Origin of the sequence: Paraburkholderia sp. BR10872, from assembly GCF_040965835.1 — a bacterium.
In the GTDB taxonomy this organism is placed as follows: domain Bacteria; phylum Pseudomonadota; class Gammaproteobacteria; order Burkholderiales; family Burkholderiaceae; genus Paraburkholderia; species Paraburkholderia nodosa_A.
This window is the reverse complement of the sequence record NZ_JBFRCN010000031.1, coordinates 1-14,385: the sequence shown is the minus strand read 5'-3', so window position 1 is coordinate 14,385 and position 14,385 is coordinate 1. Positions and strand designations below refer to the sequence as shown.

Genomic DNA, 14,385 nt, shown 5'->3' with positions numbered 1-14,385 from the left:
GCGTAACGTTTAGAGCACGTAACGCGACAGGTCTTCGTCCTGCGCCACTTCGCCGAGCGCGCGGTCGACGTAGGCGGCGTCGATGGTCACGCTCTTGCCCGCGTGATTGCCGGCCGCGAACGAGACATCTTCCAGCAGCTTCTCGATCACCGTGTACAGACGGCGCGCGCCGATGTTCTCGGTCTTCTCGTTCACGGAGAAGGCGATTTCCGCGAGGCGGCGAATCCCGTCTTCGGCGAAATCGAGCTGCACGTCCTCGGTGGCAAGCAGCGCCTGATACTGCTTCACGAGGCTCGCGTCGGTCGCGACCAGAATCGCTTCGAAGTCCTTCACGGAGAGCGAGTCGAGTTCCACACGAATCGGGAAACGGCCCTGCAGTTCGGGAATCAGATCGCTCGGCTTCGAAAGATGGAACGCGCCGCTCGCGATGAACAGAACGTGATCGGTCTTCACCATCCCGTATTTCGTGTTGATGGTCGTGCCTTCCACGAGCGGCAGCAGATCGCGCTGCACGCCCTGACGCGAAACTTCGCCACCGCTGCCTTCGTTGTTGCGCGAGGCGATCTTGTCGATTTCGTCGAGGAACACGATGCCGTTCTGCTCGACGTTCTGCACGGCCTTTTGCTTGACCTCTTCGTCGTTGAGCATCTTGCCGGCTTCCTCGTCGGTCAGCAGCTTGAGCGCTTCCTTGACCTTCACTTTGCGGCGCGTTTTCTTGCCGCCGCCGAGATTGGCGAACATCGAGCGGATCTGCTCGGTCATGTCTTCCATGCCCGGCGGGCCCATGATGTCCATGCCCACTTGCGGCTGCTCGACGTCCAGCTCGATTTCCTTGTCGTCGAGCTGGCCTTCGCGCAGGCGCTTGCGGAAGGTCTGGCGTGTCGTGTTGTCGCCGCTTTCGGCGTGGCTCGCCGCATCGGACGAACCGAAACCTACCGGGCGTGCCGTCGGCAGCAGGATGTCGAGAATGCGGTCTTCGGCCTGATCCGTGGCCTTGCTGCGCACCTTGCGCATTTCCGTTTCGCGCGTCTGCTTCACCGAGATTTCGATGAGGTCGCGCACGATGCTATCCACGTCGCGGCCCACGTAGCCCACTTCGGTGAACTTGGTCGCTTCGATCTTGATGAACGGCGCATCCGCGAGCTTCGCGAGACGACGCGCGATTTCGGTCTTGCCGACACCCGTCGGCCCGATCATAAGGATGTTCTTCGGCGTGATTTCCTGGCGCAGCGGCTCGGCGACCTGCTGGCGGCGCCAGCGGTTGCGCAGCGCGACGGCCACGGCCTTCTTCGCGTTCGCCTGGCCGATGATGTGCTTGTCGAGTTCCGAGACGATCTCGGCGGGGGTCATGGTGCTCATCCTGATTCCTTCTCGTCGGTACGGTCGGTTGGCGAGTTATTCGATGGTTTCGATCACGCGGTTGTGATTCGTGTAGATACACATGTCGCCCGCGATCTCGAGCGATTTTTCGACGATCTCGCGCGGCGAGAGTTCGGTGTTCTCCATGAGCGCGCGAGCCGCGGCCTGCGCATACGCGCCGCCCGAACCGATCGCGCAGATGCCTTCTTCGGGATCGAGCACGTCGCCGTTGCCGGTGATCACGAGCGTGGTGGTCGCGTCGGCGGCGATCAGCATGGCTTCGAGGCGGCGCAGCATGCGGTCGGTGCGCCAGTCCTTGGCGAGTTCGACGGCGGCGCGCGTGAGGTTGCCCTGATGCTTTTCGAGCTTGGCTTCGAAGCGGTCGAGCAGCGAGAACGCGTCGGCGGTGCCGCCGGCGAAGCCGACCATGACCTTGCCGCCGTAAATGCGCCGGACCTTCTTCGCGCCACCCTTCATGACGATGTTGCCGAGGGTGACCTGGCCGTCGCCGCCGAGCGCGACCTTGTCGCCGCGCCGCACGGATACGATCGTCGTGCCGTGAAATTGCTCCATGTGCGTTCCTTTTTACCGTTGATGCCGGGTTGGATGCGAAGGTGGTGTGCCGCCGCTTTCGGGTGGGCGCCGCGGTGCTCGCGCGCCGTGCACGCTGCGGGCGCGGCCGCCCTGAATTCGGGTGCGTCGCGCGCGCTTCTCGCGCGCCGCGAGCGCATATCACCTGGAGTTTAGGGCGGCGATGGGCATATCAAGGGCCGCGGGCGCAGAAAACGGCACGGCGGCTCGGTGGCGCCGCGGCCACGCGCAAAAGAAAAAAGCGCACGGGGCTCCGTGCGCTTCGACAGGGAAGGCAAGTCGCTAGCCGCGCAAGCAGGGCTTCGCGGCCAGAATAAAGCTCAATCGCCGAACAGCTTCTGGCGCAGTTCGCGTCGCTCTTGGGCTTCGAGCGAGAGCGTGGCGGTCGGGCGCGCGAGCAGACGCGGGATGCCGATCGGCTCGCCCGTTTCTTCACACCAGCCGTAGTCGCCAGAATCGATGCGCGCGAGCGATTGCTGCACCTTCTTGAGCAGCTTGCGTTCGCGGTCGCGCGTACGCAGCTCGAGCGCATGCTCTTCTTCGATCGTCGCGCGGTCGGCCGGATCGGGAACGATCACGGTTTCGCGCAGATTCTCGGTGGTCTGGCCCGCATTGCGGAGGATTTCCGCCTGCAGCTGTTCGAGCCGGTTCTTGAAGAAGGCGAGCTGATCCTCGTTCATGTAATCCTTGTCGCTCATCTTCAGGATTTCGGCTTCGGTCAAGAGTCGTTTCGTCGTCATCTGGCTTGCTTCTTCAATGAGTGAGGCAAAACTGGCACATCTTGCCTGCACTTTTGTGTTGCCCGCAGTGGCCGCGGTGGCCGTTACCAACCTTTACCACTTTGCCAGGCGCAGTTACCGCGCCGTTATATGCGCGCTGGCGGGCACGGACGATGAACTGTCGTGACGCCCGAAGCGCCGCTGCGGGGCCGAACTCCTCTGGAAACCGGTCATCAGATGCTTGTGAGGCATATATCGTACCGACTGCGCGCTGCGACGCGATGCGCTGCCGGCGGGGCGTCCCTCGGGAATTCCGGGGCACCTCTCTTCCAGTGGGGCCGTATTGTAACCGAACCGCAAACTCGCGCCGCAAGCGGGAAATCCCTGCTGTGACCCGCCTGTCGCCAGGCCGTTTACGCACCGGCCGATATCCAGAAAATATAACGCGCCAATCGTGAAAAAGCGATGGTCGGGTACGTTATTTGACGCACAGAACCGGAAGGAATGCTTTGCGCCGGCCGCAAACCTGGCGCCGGCGCTGCGTCGCAGTGCAAACTCCAGACGAAAACGCCCGGCAGCGGGCCGGGCGTATCGGGAAAAGCGGGGGAGCCGCTCAGGCGAGGCAGGCGTCGAGCCCGTCGGTGATGAGGTCCTGCGGCAGTTCGATGCCGATGAACACCATCTTGCTGCCCTTCTTCTCGATCGGCAGCCACTTGGCGGCCAGGTCGCTGCCCATCATCTGGTGCACGCCCTGGAACACCACCTTGCGGTCCACGCCCTTCATGTAGAGCACGCCCTTGTAGCGCAACAGGCGCTCGCCGTAGATCTGCAGAATGCCGCCGAGGAAGTCTTCCAGGCGGTTCGGATCGAACGGACGGTCGCTGCGGTAGACGAACGACTTGATCTTGTCGTCGTGGTGTGCGTGATGGTGGTGGGCGTGATCGTGGCCTTCGTGGTCGCACTGGCCGTGATCGTGGTCGCAATCAGCGTGATCGTGGTCATGCGCGTGGTCATGGTCATGATCGTGATGCGCATGAGCGTGATCGTCTTCGGCGAGGAAGTCGGGGTCGATTTCGAGCTTCGCGTTCAGGTTGAAGCCGCGCAGGTCGAACACTTCCTTGATGTCGGCCTCGCCGAAATTGACCTGGCGGATCTGCGCCTTCGGATTCATGTGCAGCACGCGATGGCGCAGATCGGCGAGTTCATTCTCGTCGACGAGGTCGGCCTTCGTGATGAAGAGGCGGTCGGCGAAACCGACCTGGCGCTGCACCACTTCGTGCTCGTCGAGCTGATGGTTGCCGTGCTTGGCGTCCACGAGCGTGATGATCGCGTCGAGCAGGAATTCGTCGGCGATCTCGTTATCCATGAAGAACGTCTGCGCGACCGGGCCCGGATTGGCGAGGCCGGTGGTTTCGATCACCACGCGGTCGAAGTCCAGCTTGCCGTCGCGCTTTTGCTGCGCGAGATCGCCGAGCACGCGCGCGAGGTCGCCGCGAATCGTGCAGCAGATGCAGCCGTTGCTCATCTGGATGATCTGCTCGGTGCTGTCCTGCACGAGGATTTCGTTGTCGATGTTCTCTTCGCCGAACTCGTTCTCGATCACGGCGATCTTCATGCCGTGCTTCTCGTTCAGGATGCGCTTGAGCAGCGTGGTTTTACCGCTGCCGAGAAAGCCGGTCAGGATGGTGACGGGAATCATGCTGGTTGCCATGCTGTCTGCCTGGTAGGTGTTCGAGGGGTACGTTCAGGCGCGCCGCTTCGTGCTGTCGCTGCCTTCGAGTGTTACAACATAACTTCCTATTGAAACATATCTGCGCCGCGCCCGCATGCGGCGGCCGGGCGTGAGACCCAATCGGGGCGCGAACAGGCGGCCCGAAAGGCGTTCCGGCGCGGCGCCGAAAAGCCTCAAGTAAGGCCGTCTCAGGCGATTTGCAACAGCAGGCCTTTCAGATATTCGCCTTCCGGAAATGCCGTGAGCAGCGGATGATCCACACCGGCGCCAAGGCGCTTGAGGATACGCGCGTCCACCCTGGCGTCGGCGGCGGCGCCCGCCACGATCTTCTGGAACAGCGCCGAATCGATCGCACCCGAGCACGAGTACGTGAACAGCAGACCGCCCGGACGCAGCAGCTTGAAACCCGTGAGGTTGATGTCCTTGTAGGCGCGCGCGGCGCGGTCCACGTGTTCGCGCGAGGCCGCGAACTTCGGCGGATCGAGCACCACGAGATCGAAGCGCTCGCCATCGTCGTAGAGGCGGCGCAGCGTCTTGAAGGCATCGGCGTCGAGCCAGGCGGCGCGCGCGGCGTCGAAGCCGTTCGCCTCGACGTTTTTCTGCGCGGTGGCGAGTGCTTCGCCCGAGGAATCGATCGACACCACCCGTTTCGCACCGCCCTTCATGGCCGCGAGCGAGAAGCCGCCGGTGTAGCAGAAGCAGTTGAGCACCTCGCGCTCGCGCGCGTACGTCTGCACGAGCGCGCGGTTGTCGCGCTGATCCACGTAGAAGCCGGTCTTGTGCCCGTTGCGCACGTCCACGTGATAGCGCACGCCGTTCTCGCTCGTGATGATCGTGGCCGGCGGTTCGTCGCCTGCGAGCAGGCCGGTGATCTGTTCGAGCCCTTCCTTCTCGCGGATCGACACGTCCGAGCGCTCGTAGACGTTCGGGCAGCCCGTGGCCGACGTGAGCGCGGCGACGATCGCCTCCTTCCACGCCTCGACGCCCGCCGCCATGAACTGGCACACGAGCTGGCCGCGGCCGCTTTGTGCAACATCACCGCCGTCTTCGATGTAGTAATCGACGATCAGGCCAGGCAGGCCGTCGGCCTCGCCGAAGATCAGGCGCACCGCGCCCGTGCCGCTCACCATCGCGCGGCGGTCGGCCACGGCGCGCTGCACGCGTCGCTTGAAGAACGCGTGGTCGATGGGCTCGTTTTCGTCGAAGCTCCACACGCGTGCGCGAATCTGCGAATGCGGGCTGTAGGCGGCGCGCCCGAGGAAGCGGCCGTCGGCCGAGCGCACGATCACGGTCGCGCCTGGCGCGGGCTTGCCTTCCACGCGGTCGATCGCGTTCGCATAGACCCACGGATGGCGGCGCAGCAGGGATTTTTCTTTGGACGGCTTGAGGGTGACGATATTCATGATGGCTTCGATGCTGGGTAACGGCACTCGTGTCGCGCAGCGTTGCACGAGCGCCGTGGCGTATCAATCGCGCTTCTTGGCGCGTGGATGCGCGGTGTCGTAGACCTTCGCGAGATGCTGAAAGTCGAGCGACGTGTAGACCTGCGTGGCCGAGATGCTCGCGTGGCCGAGCAGTTCCTGCACGGCGCGCAGGTCGCCGCTCGACTGCAGCAGGTGGGTGGCGAACGAGTGCCGCAGCACGTGCGGGTGCACGTTCGCGGGAATGCCCGCCGCGATGGCGGCGCGCTTCACGCGCTCGCGCACCACGCCGGGCGCCATGCGGTTGCCGCGCACGGAGAGAAAAAGCGGGGCGTCGTCGTGCTTCACGAAGGCGCTGCGGGCGGCGAGCCAGGCGTCGAGCGCGTCGAGCGCCTTGCGCCCGACCGGCACCATGCGGTGACGGTTGCCCTTGCCCAAGACCTCGACTTCGGCGGCGTCGCGCTTGAGCCAGCCCGCCGATTCGTAGCCGTCACGCTTGACGTAACGCACGTCGAGTCCCACGAGTTCGGCGAGCCGCAGCCCCGACGAGTAGAACAGCTCGAGCATCGCGCGGTCGCGCAACGCCTCGGGGCCGCCTTCCTCTGTGCCGGCGACGGCAGGCGCTTCCATGAGATGCGCGGCGTCGTCGACGGAAAGCGCCTTCGGCAGCGTTTTGGCGCGCTTGGGCGCACGCACGGCGGCCACGGGATTCGCGTCCATTTCGATGCGCCCCGCGAGCCAGCGATAGAAGGCGCGCCAGGCCGACAGCCGGTGCGCGATCGAGCGCGCCGAGAGGCCGCCCGCGTGCGCGCGCGCCACCGCGCCGCGCACTTGCGCGGCGGTGACCGTTTCGAGCGGCTTGTCGCTCGCGAGCTTCTTCAGCTCGTCGAGTTCATGCGCGTAGCCGCGCAGCGTGTGCTCCGAGAGCCGCCGCTCGTGTTCGAGCATCGCGAGATAGTCGGCGATCGGATCGGTTGGGTTCACGTTGGGCGGTTTCGGTGTGCGTCAGTGCGGCAGCAGGCGCGAGAGCGCCGCGCTCGCCAGTGCACCGATCTGCGTGAGAAAGTCGGTGGCCATGCCTTCATGGAAGCGGCGCGGGTCGGGCGAGCCCATCACCAGCAGGCCGAAGGCTTCGCCCCCTGGCGCGTCGTTCGAGGCCACAGCGGGGGCGCGCAGCGCGATGATCGCGACCGATTCGGCGGCGCCTTCACTCGAGTCGAGCCATTGCGCGGCCTCGAAGCCGGTGTTCGCGCCGCAATACGGCGTGTCGAGACTGTTCGCGAAGATACGCACTTCCTCGCCGGTATGGCGCGCGAAATCGGCCTGGCTGTAGGACTCGGCAACGTCCCAGACGCGCAGCGCGGCTTGCGGCATGTCGAACACGTCGCGCAGGTTCTGCGTGATCGAGCGCGGCAGCGCGTACGGGTCGCGCTCGGCGATCATGCGCGTGGTCCAACGGTTGAACTTCGCGGCGATCGAATCGTTCTCGTGGCCGTAGCGCAGCAGCTCAGAAAGACGCCGCTCGAGATGCTTGTTCTTCTCGCGCAGCATTTCCATCTGGCGCTCCTGCAGCGAGACGGCAGCCTTGCCGTGCGGATTGCCTAGCTTGATCGTCGCGAGCAGTTCGGCGTGCTCAACGAAAAAATCGGGGTGGGCGAGCAGATAGTCGGCAACTTCACGATCGTTCATGTTGTGGACGCGTTGTAGTTGTGAGGCGCGCACGGCGGCGCGCAGTCTGTCATGCGGTTGATTGTTTTCGAGTAGTCGTGCGGCGCGACGTTCTCTCGTTGCGCGCGCCGTACGAGGCCGATGTTGCGTGTCAGTCGGCCAGCTCGATCTCGCCTTCGAACACCGTGGCGGCCGGGCCTGCCATGGTGAGCGCGGCGGATTCGTCGCGCGCGCCGTCCCAGGCGATGGTCAGCAGGCCGCCGTGGGTATGCACCTTCACGGGCGTGTCGAGCAGCCCGCGGCGAATGCCCGCCGCCACGGCCGCGCACGCGCCCGTGCCGCACGCGAGCGTTTCGCCGGCGCCGCGCTCGAATACGCGCAGCTTCACTTCGTGGCGCGAAACGATCTGCATGAAACCGGCATTCACCTTGTTCGGGAAGCGCGCATGCGTTTCGATGACCGCGCCTTCGGCTTTCACCGGGTACGCCTCGACGTCGTCGACGACCTGCACCGCGTGCGGATTGCCCATCGAGACGACCGACACCCAGCGCCGGGCGCCGTTCACGTCGAGCGGCCAGAGCGTGTCGTTGCCTTCGCGGCGGCCTTCCAGGCCGTTCGCGTTGAACGGCACGTGCGCCGGCTCGAACTCCGGGCGGTCCATGTCGACGACGACTTCACCGTTTTCCTGCACGACGAGCGTGATCGTGCCCTTCTGCACCTGCACGCGCACGCGATTCGAATCGGTGAGCTTGCGGTCGCGCACAAATTTCACGAAGCAGCGCGCGCCGTTGCCGCAGTGCTCCACCTCGCCGCCGTCGCAATTGAAGATGCGATAGCGGAAGTCGACGCCTTCCACGGTCGGCTTCTCGACCAGCAGCAACTGGTCCGCGCCGATGCCGAAATGGCGATCGGCAAGCGCGCGCACACGCTCGGGCGTGAGCGCGAGGTCCTGGCTGTAGCCGTCGAGCACGACGAAGTCGTTGCCCGCGCCGTGCATCTTGGTGAATTTGAGTTTCATGCCGGTATTGTAAGCGAGGCCCGGGCGAAAACCCGGGCCCGGGTCGTGTGCGCAACGCTCAGTGATAGACGCTCGGCTCGCCTGGCGGCCGCGTCTTGAAGCGCTTGTGGACCCAGTAGTACTGCTCGGGAATGTGCGGAATCTGTTCTTCGAGGAAAGCGTTCATGCGGCGCGCGTCGAGATCGTCGTCGCCGGTTGGATAATTTTCCCAAGGTTTGAACACTTTCAGCCGATAACCCTTGTAATTGGGCAACACCTCGCCGATGAACGGTACGACCTGCGCATGACCCACCTTCGCCAGACGTCCCACCGCAGTCAGCGTGCACGCCGGCACACCGAAGAAGGGCACGAACGTGGAATTGCGCATGCCGTAGTCCATGTCGGCGCCGAGCATCACGGGCTTCTTGTCGCGCAGCCAGCGCAGCACGGCGCGCGCGCTGTCCGCGCGGCTCACCATTTCCGCGCCGAACCGGCTGCGTCCCGCCTTGGCCGCGGCTTCGAATTCCGGGTTCGAGAACGGCTGGTAGAGCGAGCCGCACGGCCGGTGCAGCGAATAGTTCAGAAACATGGAGCCCGCCTCGATGCCCACAAAATGCAGGCCGAGAAAGAGCGTCGGCGGCAGGTTCGGATCGGTGAGATCGATCTCGCTGTCGAGTTCGACGATCTTTTCGAGCTTCTTCGCCGAGGCGAACCATTGCACGCTGCGCTCCATGTAGCTGCGAATGGCGTGGCGAAAGTGCAGCCCCGCCACTTCCTCGCGCTTTTCGTCGCTCCATTCGGGGAAGCACAGGCGCAGATTCGTATGAACGACGCGCTTGCGCCGGCTCGGGATCTTGTAGAGCAGCCAGCCGAGGCCGTCGCCTAGACGCGCGACGAAGCCATAGGGCAGGATCGCGAACAGCTTGAGCAGGCCGATGGCGAAACGGGAGCCGAGTTTGCCTATCATGCGGCAACTCCGCTGCAGGGCTTGCGAACTGTGAAGGGGGCGATGAGCGGCACGCGGGAGAGACTCTGCGACAATTTAAGGAAGTCGCTATAATAAGGGCTTCGCCGAGTTAATAGACAACTTGCGGGGCGAAGCCGGTGGGCTGTGAACTGCGCGTAATCGAACGCGAATCATGGCAACCGGGCAGCAATTCCGCTAAAGCGTCGCCGCTTCAAAGCTCCCGAAGCTGGCTACGTGAACTCAACCGTCACCAGCTACAAGGAGCTAGACACGTGGCAAACGACTATTTCTTCACCTCCGAATCCGTCTCCGAAGGCCATCCGGACAAGGTCGCCGACCAGATCTCGGACGCGATCCTCGACGCCATCCTCACGCAAGACAAGTATTCGCGCGTTGCAGCGGAAACGCTGTGCAACACGGGTCTCGTCGTGCTGGCCGGTGAAATCACCACGACGGCCAACGTCGACTACATCCAGGTCGCGCGCGACACCATCAAGCGCATCGGCTACGACAACACCGACTACGGCATCGACTACCGCGGCTGCGCGGTGCTCGTCGCTTACGACAAGCAGTCGCCGGACATCGCCCAGGGCGTGGACCGCGCGCACGACAACAACCTCGACCAGGGCGCCGGCGACCAGGGCCTGATGTTCGGCTATGCGTGCGACGAAACGCCCGAGCTGATGCCGCTGCCGATCCACCTGTCGCACCGTCTGGTCGAGCGCCAGTCGAACCTGCGCCGCGACGGCCGTCTGCCGTGGCTGCGACCGGACGCGAAGTCGCAGGTCACGATCCGCTACGTCGACGGCCGGCCGCACGCCATCGACACCGTCGTGCTCTCCACCCAGCACTCGCCGGACATCGACCTCGGCACGCTGCGCGAAGCCGTGATCGAGGAAGTCATCAAGCCGGTGCTGCCGGCCGACCTCATCAAGGGCGACATCAAGTTCCTCGTGAACCCGACCGGTCGCTTCGTGATCGGCGGCCCGCAGGGCGATTGCGGTCTCACGGGCCGCAAGATCATCGTCGATACGTACGGCGGCGCAGCCCCGCACGGCGGCGGTGCATTCTCGGGCAAGGATCCGTCGAAGGTGGACCGCTCGGCAGCCTACGCCGGCCGTTATGTCGCGAAGAACATCGTGGCCGCCGGCCTCGCGTCGCGCTGCCTGATTCAGGTGTCGTACGCCATCGGCGTGGCCGAGCCGACCTCGGTCATGGTCAACACGTTCGGCACCGGCAAGGTTTCGGACGCGACGATCACGAAGCTCGTGCGCGAACACTTCGACCTGCGTCCGAAGGGCATCATCCAGATGCTCGACCTGCTGCGCCCGATCTACGAAAAGACCGCCGCTTATGGCCACTTCGGCCGTGAAGAGCCGGAATTCTCGTGGGAAGCGACCGACAAGGCGCTGACTCTGGCCGAAGCCGCCGGCACGGAGCCGGTGAGCGCAGCCGTCGCGTAAGCATTCGCATAAGCCGGCCTCGCGCCGGCTCAAGTGAAGAAAGCGAAGAAAAACCCCGCAGGGCGCAAGCCCGTGCGGGGTTTTTGTTTTCTGCGGATCGCGCGGCGTGGCTCGCGCGCGGACTCAGCGCATCGCGAAGCCGAACCAGCCTTCGCTGCTCGCGGCCATCCGGCGCGGCTTGCGCGTGCTGCGCGCCACATGAACCGTGGAAGGCGCGGCGAGCGTGCGCAGCGGTGCATTCGGACGATACAGCAGCGTGCGCAGCGAGAAGTGACGCGAGCCCGAGCGCATGCGCAGCACGGCGAAGAACGAGTGGAACCAGGTGCGCATGCCGTCGACGGGCTTCGCTTCGCGCACTTGTTGCGTGAGCGCGCGGGTGCGGGCGGCGTGGTGTCGCAGTGCGCGCACGAGGTGACGGCGGGCTGGGCGTGCCGCTTTCAGGGCAGTGTGGGCGGCGTGGGTCATGCGTTGAGTATCGAAGAGGGTATGCATGGCGGTTGAGCAATCGGGTTCGAGGTGCGCCTTGCGCGACGCTTTGCATCGAGCAGCAAACGTGCCTGTCTTTCAGGGCGTCACGATGTCGGTGGACGGGAGACGGGCCGCATGGCGCGGCGTAGGACGCGACGCGACGGATTCTTCTGTTGGAGCACCTTGTGTGGCAAGGCGTTCACGGCGATCCGTCCGTGCGATGAGAATTCGGCGAAGTCGAACAACATCGCGACAGGCTACACGCGAATCGTGACCGCAAAAAGTCGGTTAATACCCGGCCCTGCGCGTCTTTGATGCACACGATCCCGCCCTTTGTCTTCATCGCGGTGCGCGTGCGCCATTCGCGTGCGGCTCGATCCGAGGCGCGCATGGAGCCACTTCGTGTGAGCGCGTGGTCCTTCCCGCCGTGCCGGCACGCTTTACAATCGATGAGTCGGCGCGCGCCGACGCCTCAGCCTTATCGTTTGACGAAGCGACGAACGCAGGCTGCGGCCCTTGCTCGCATCGAGATCGCATAACGGAAGTCCCATGTCAGTCCATTCAAAGAAAGAACAGGTGCAGGCGCTGCGCGAGCGCGGCTTCGTGGTCGTGCCAGGGCTCGTTTCGCCCGAGCGCTGCGAGGCGATCAAGCGGGTTGCGCAGGAGCAGTTGCAGGCGGCTGCGGCGCCGCTCGAATTCGAAGCCGATTTGCGCTATCCCGGCGCGCCCGAATCGAAGGCCGCGCCCGGCGGCCACACGGTGCGGCGCCTGCTCGACGCCTACTCGCGCCACGCGCTGTATCGCGAGTGGGCCACGTCGCCGGAAATCGCGGGGTGGATGGAGCTGTATTTCGGCGAGGAGCCGGTCCTCTCGCGTGCGCATCACAACTGCATGATGACGAAGCACCCGCACTACGGCAGCCTGACGGGCTGGCACCGCGACGTGCGCTACTGGTCGTTCGAGCGCGACGACCTCGTGTCGGTCTGGCTTGCGCTCGGGCCGGAGAAGATGGAAAACGGCGGCCTGTGGTTCGTGCCGGGCTCGCACGACGCGCCGTTCACTTCGGACAGGTTCGACACCGCGAAATTCTTCCGCGCCGACCTGCCGGAGAACAAGGCGTGGATCGATCGCGCCATCGCCCCGACGCTCGCCGCCGGCGATGTGGTCTTCTTCCACTGCAACACGCTGCATTCGGCGGGCCAGAACCAGAGCGATCAGGTGAAGTTTTCGCTCGTGTACACCTATCACGGCGCGAGCAACGTGCCGCTGCCGGGCACGCGCTCGGCGTCGAAGCCCGAGGTGAGGTTCTGAGGCGACGCAGCCGTGCTCTTCGTTAGCGCCGACGCCCCGACATCGCGAGCCCGGTGATGCCCGCGAGCGTCGCGGCGATGCCGCCCCCAATCAGGAGGATCGTGCGGTTGGTGGGCGCGCCGGTAAAGAGGCGCGACATGTCGTTCGCGAACGAATGGAGCGACTGGCCGCCGAAGTACAACAGGACGACGCCACAGGCGATGAGCGCGATCGAAATCGCTTTGGCCATGGACAACCTCTCGCAAAGGATGGACGCCGCAGTGTAGGTGAGCGGCCGCGGCGCGTCCAGGGTGCGGTTTTTCCACCGGGCTGACACGCGCTCTCCATCGCCTTTCCCGCATAGTGGGCATCTGCACGGCTTGGGCGGATTGGCTAACATAGCTGCCTCACGCGAGCGTCGCGCCCCACGGCACGTCGCGCCCATCCCTTCGCTCACTTCCCGTTTTCGCCGAGGATTCAGATCATGGCTTACGAAGCAGCCTCAGAACGCTATTCGGACATGCAGTACCGCTTTTGCGGCAAGTCGGGGCTCAAGCTGCCCGCGCTGTCGCTCGGTCTGTGGCACAACTTCGGCGACACCACGCCGATCTCGACCCAGCGCGACATTCTGCGCACCGCGTTCGATCTCGGCATCACGCACTTCGACCTCGCGAACAACTACGGGCCGCCGTACGGCAGTGCCGAAACCAACTTCGGCCGCATTTTCAAGGACGATTTCCGTCCTTACCGCGACGAACTGCTGATCTCGTCGAAGGCGGGTTGGGACATGTGGCCGGGCCCGTACGGCCAGGGCGGCGGCTCGCGCAAGTACGTGCTCGCGAGCCTCGATCAGAGCCTGCAGCGCATGGGCCTCGACTACGTCGACATCTTCTATTCGCACCGCTTCGACGTGGAAACGCCGCTCGAAGAGACGGCGGGCGCGCTGGCAACGGCCGTGCAGCAGGGCAAGGCGCTCTATGTCGGCATCTCGTCGTATTCGCCCGCGAAGACGCGCGAAATGGCGCGACTGCTCGCCGAATACAAGGTGCCGCTGCTCATTCACCAGCCGTCGTACAACATGCTCAACCGCTGGGTCGAGGAAGAACTGCTCGACACGCTCGAGGACCTGGGTACGGGCAGCATCGCGTTCACGCCGCTCGCGCAGGGCGTGCTCACGAACAAGTACCTGAACGGTGTGCCCGAAGACGCGCGCGTGAACCGTCCGGGCGGCGGTTCGCTCAAGAGCGAGCACCTGAGCGAGCAGAACATCGAGCACGTGCGCAAGCTCAACGACCTCGCGCTGCGCCGCGGCCAGAGCCTCGCGCAGATGGCGATCGCCTGGACGCTGCGCGGCGGCCGCGTGACCTCGGCGCTGATCGGCGCGAGCCGCGCGGAGCAGGTGCGCGAGAACGTCGCGGCGTTGAAGAACCTCGAGTTCTCGAAGGAAGAACTCGCGGAGATCGACCGCTATGCGACCGAAGGCGGCGTGAACCTGTGGGAGAAGCCGTCGACCGATCAGCCCATCTGAGCGACACGCTTCTGCCTGCTTGCCGGCGCAAAGAACCGCCTCCTCGCGAGGCGGTAATGAGCAACTGTCTTACCTGTCAAGCCGTGTGGATGGATTCATCCCACGGCTTTCCTGTTTTTGCGATGGCGTTGAGGATAGTCAGCAGCTTTCTCATGCAGGCAACCAGAACAACCTTGTTCGGC

Annotated in this window: 14 protein-coding genes and 1 pseudogene; 3 read left to right on the top strand and 12 right to left on the bottom strand. The window is 64.7% G+C overall.

Annotated elements, in window-relative coordinates; all coding sequences use genetic code 11:
• Positions 1-9: 9 nt before the first annotated feature.
• The 9 genes from hslU to AB4Y43_RS22960 all read right to left on the bottom strand — a co-directional run bounded on the left by hslU (position 10) and on the right by AB4Y43_RS22960 (position 9,454).
• The gene (gene hslU, locus AB4Y43_RS23000) at positions 10-1,359 is read right to left on the bottom strand and encodes an ATP-dependent protease ATPase subunit HslU (RefSeq protein ID WP_368728869.1); all 1,350 of its coding nucleotides are present in this window, start codon (positions 1,357-1,359) and stop codon (positions 10-12) included.
• 36 nt (positions 1,360-1,395) lie between these two features.
• On the bottom strand, positions 1,396-1,932 hold the full coding sequence (gene hslV / locus AB4Y43_RS22995) for an ATP-dependent protease subunit HslV (protein ID WP_133188293.1): 537 nt from the start codon (positions 1,930-1,932) through the stop codon (positions 1,396-1,398).
• A gap of 338 nt (positions 1,933-2,270) precedes the next feature.
• A complete protein-coding gene (gene dksA, locus AB4Y43_RS22990) occupies positions 2,271-2,690 on the bottom strand; it encodes an RNA polymerase-binding protein DksA (protein ID WP_028203189.1) in 420 nt (139 codons plus the stop codon).
• A 592-nt stretch (positions 2,691-3,282) separates the two neighbouring features.
• Positions 3,283-4,368, bottom strand: a complete 1,086-nt coding sequence (locus AB4Y43_RS22985; protein WP_342949247.1) for a GTP-binding protein — start codon at positions 4,366-4,368, stop codon at positions 3,283-3,285.
• Positions 4,369-4,589: 221 nt separating this feature from the next.
• On the bottom strand, positions 4,590-5,804 hold the full coding sequence (locus AB4Y43_RS22980; protein ID WP_342949113.1) for a class I SAM-dependent rRNA methyltransferase: 1,215 nt from the start codon (positions 5,802-5,804) through the stop codon (positions 4,590-4,592).
• Positions 5,805-5,867: 63 nt separating this feature from the next.
• Positions 5,868-6,770 (bottom strand): tyrosine recombinase XerC, encoded by a 903-nt coding sequence (xerC, locus tag AB4Y43_RS22975; protein ID WP_368603814.1) that lies wholly within the window; start codon positions 6,768-6,770, stop codon positions 5,868-5,870.
• A 57-nt stretch (positions 6,771-6,827) separates the two neighbouring features.
• Complete coding sequence (locus AB4Y43_RS22970) at positions 6,828-7,511, bottom strand: DUF484 family protein (RefSeq protein WP_069264673.1); 684 nt, start codon at positions 7,509-7,511, stop codon at positions 6,828-6,830.
• A gap of 130 nt (positions 7,512-7,641) precedes the next feature.
• Complete coding sequence (dapF, locus tag AB4Y43_RS22965) at positions 7,642-8,508, bottom strand: diaminopimelate epimerase (protein ID WP_069264675.1); 867 nt, start codon at positions 8,506-8,508, stop codon at positions 7,642-7,644.
• A 58-nt stretch (positions 8,509-8,566) separates the two neighbouring features.
• Positions 8,567-9,454, bottom strand: a complete 888-nt coding sequence (locus AB4Y43_RS22960) for a lipid A biosynthesis lauroyl acyltransferase (RefSeq protein WP_069264677.1) — start codon at positions 9,452-9,454, stop codon at positions 8,567-8,569.
• Between the two features lie 272 nt (positions 9,455-9,726).
• Between AB4Y43_RS22960 and metK the strand changes: the two genes are divergently transcribed.
• Positions 9,727-10,917: a methionine adenosyltransferase gene (metK, locus tag AB4Y43_RS22955; protein WP_368728868.1), complete on the top strand. Its 1,191-nt coding sequence runs from the start codon at positions 9,727-9,729 to the stop codon at positions 10,915-10,917.
• A gap of 123 nt (positions 10,918-11,040) precedes the next feature.
• On the opposite strand, the gene AB4Y43_RS22950 is transcribed toward metK, so the two are convergent.
• Positions 11,041-11,409, bottom strand: a complete 369-nt coding sequence (locus AB4Y43_RS22950; protein WP_368728867.1) for a hypothetical protein — start codon at positions 11,407-11,409, stop codon at positions 11,041-11,043.
• 525 nt (positions 11,410-11,934) lie between these two features.
• Here AB4Y43_RS22950 and AB4Y43_RS22945 point away from each other — a divergent pair.
• Positions 11,935-12,696 carry a phytanoyl-CoA dioxygenase family protein gene (locus tag AB4Y43_RS22945; protein WP_368728866.1) on the top strand — a complete coding sequence of 254 codons (762 nt, stop codon included), beginning with the start codon at positions 11,935-11,937 and terminating at the stop codon, positions 12,694-12,696.
• Positions 12,697-12,718: 22 nt separating this feature from the next.
• On the opposite strand, the gene AB4Y43_RS22940 is transcribed toward AB4Y43_RS22945, so the two are convergent.
• Positions 12,719-12,925, bottom strand: coding sequence for a DUF3185 family protein (locus AB4Y43_RS22940; protein ID WP_069264683.1), 207 nt, complete (start codon positions 12,923-12,925; stop codon positions 12,719-12,721).
• Positions 12,926-13,159: 234 nt separating this feature from the next.
• Between AB4Y43_RS22940 and mgrA the strand changes: the two genes are divergently transcribed.
• Complete coding sequence (gene mgrA, locus AB4Y43_RS22935) at positions 13,160-14,203, top strand: L-glyceraldehyde 3-phosphate reductase (RefSeq protein WP_342949109.1); 1,044 nt, start codon at positions 13,160-13,162, stop codon at positions 14,201-14,203.
• A 76-nt stretch (positions 14,204-14,279) separates the two neighbouring features.
• Here mgrA and AB4Y43_RS22930 read toward each other — a convergent pair.
• A pseudogene (locus AB4Y43_RS22930) lies at positions 14,280-14,385 on the bottom strand (IS110 family transposase); the annotation flags it as partial.

What these genes read in the sequence shown, in the direction of transcription:
- AB4Y43_RS22960 (WP_069264677.1), bottom strand. Translation starts at nt 9,454, where the DNA reads ATGATAGGCAAACTCGGCTCCCGTTTCGCCATCGGCCTGCTCAAGCTG.
- xerC (WP_368603814.1), bottom strand. Translation starts at nt 6,770, where the DNA reads ATGCTCGAACACGAGCGGCGGCTCTCGGAGCACACGCTGCGCGGCTAC.
- AB4Y43_RS22940 (WP_069264683.1), bottom strand. Translation starts at nt 12,925, where the DNA reads ATGGCCAAAGCGATTTCGATCGCGCTCATCGCCTGTGGCGTCGTCCTG.
- AB4Y43_RS22980 (WP_342949113.1), bottom strand. Translation starts at nt 5,804, where the DNA reads ATGAATATCGTCACCCTCAAGCCGTCCAAAGAAAAATCCCTGCTGCGC.
- mgrA (WP_342949109.1), top strand. Translation starts at nt 13,160, where the DNA reads ATGGCTTACGAAGCAGCCTCAGAACGCTATTCGGACATGCAGTACCGC.
- AB4Y43_RS22985 (WP_342949247.1), bottom strand. Translation starts at nt 4,368, where the DNA reads ATGATTCCCGTCACCATCCTGACCGGCTTTCTCGGCAGCGGTAAAACC.
- dapF (WP_069264675.1), bottom strand. Translation starts at nt 8,508, where the DNA reads ATGAAACTCAAATTCACCAAGATGCACGGCGCGGGCAACGACTTCGTC.
- hslU (WP_368728869.1), bottom strand. Translation starts at nt 1,359, where the DNA reads ATGAGCACCATGACCCCCGCCGAGATCGTCTCGGAACTCGACAAGCAC.
- AB4Y43_RS22970 (WP_069264673.1), bottom strand. Translation starts at nt 7,511, where the DNA reads ATGAACGATCGTGAAGTTGCCGACTATCTGCTCGCCCACCCCGATTTT.
- dksA (WP_028203189.1), bottom strand. Translation starts at nt 2,690, where the DNA reads ATGACGACGAAACGACTCTTGACCGAAGCCGAAATCCTGAAGATGAGC.
- hslV (WP_133188293.1), bottom strand. Translation starts at nt 1,932, where the DNA reads ATGGAGCAATTTCACGGCACGACGATCGTATCCGTGCGGCGCGGCGAC.
- AB4Y43_RS22950 (WP_368728867.1), bottom strand. Translation starts at nt 11,409, where the DNA reads ATGCATACCCTCTTCGATACTCAACGCATGACCCACGCCGCCCACACT.
- AB4Y43_RS22945 (WP_368728866.1), top strand. Translation starts at nt 11,935, where the DNA reads ATGTCAGTCCATTCAAAGAAAGAACAGGTGCAGGCGCTGCGCGAGCGC.